This is a genomic window from Oleiphilus sp. HI0117, from assembly GCF_001635235.1.
In genome coordinates this window covers 1-651 of sequence record NZ_LWGA01000216.1, presented here as the reverse complement: position 1 = coordinate 651, position 651 = coordinate 1, and the positions used below count along the sequence as shown (strand labels likewise).

General features: G+C 45.2%; 2 protein-coding genes. Both read left to right on the top strand.

From position 1 onward, the window contains the following. Positions 1-154, top strand: a 154-nt coding sequence (locus A3757_RS28020; protein WP_156506130.1) for a DUF4389 domain-containing protein, incomplete at its 5' end; no start/stop codon positions are given. 2 nt (positions 155-156) lie between these two features. Then, complete coding sequence (gene sixA, locus A3757_RS02690; protein ID WP_068515010.1) at positions 157-615, top strand: phosphohistidine phosphatase SixA; 459 nt, start codon at positions 157-159, stop codon at positions 613-615. The last annotated feature ends 36 nt before the right edge of the window (positions 616-651 follow it).

The window sequence follows — 651 nt, the reverse complement described above, 5'->3', positions numbered from 1 at the left end:
TAGTGAATCTTTAAAAGATGCCGGTAGGACTTTGGGCTTGTACCTAAAACAAATTAGTGAATTCCTGAGCTACGCAAGTGAAGTGAAGCCCTATCCATTTTCTGATTGGCCGCAAGCAAAAGCTAAAGACAAGCTTCTGGATGAGATTAAGTAGCGATGAAGCTCTTTATTTCCAGGCATGGTGAGGCATCATTTTATGCAGAAAGCGACTTCTCTCGCCCCTTGACAGAAAGAGGTGTGCAGCAGACAAGTGCTTTAGCAAAAGAGCATTTGAGTATATTAAGTGAGGTGAGCCAAATTTGGGTGAGCCCCTTACTAAGAGCTCAGCAGACGGCAAAGGTTTATCAAGACCAGCTGAAGTGCGATGTTCATACCAAGCCTTTTATTACACCCGACTCCTCGCCGAAACAAGTGCTTCGTCAGCTTAATCAGGCCGGAATTGATAATGTGCTGTTGGTATCGCATCAGCCATTGGTCGGAGACTTAGTGAGCCTATTGGTTGAAGGTAATACCTATCAACCTCATCCTTTTATCACGAGTGAGCTAGTAGTACTGGAGCTTGAGCTGATGGAAGCCGGCCTAGCTTATTTACACCAGGATCTTATCCCGCACTAATAATTCACAGGTCTCTTTGTTAGCCCGGTGTGCTCT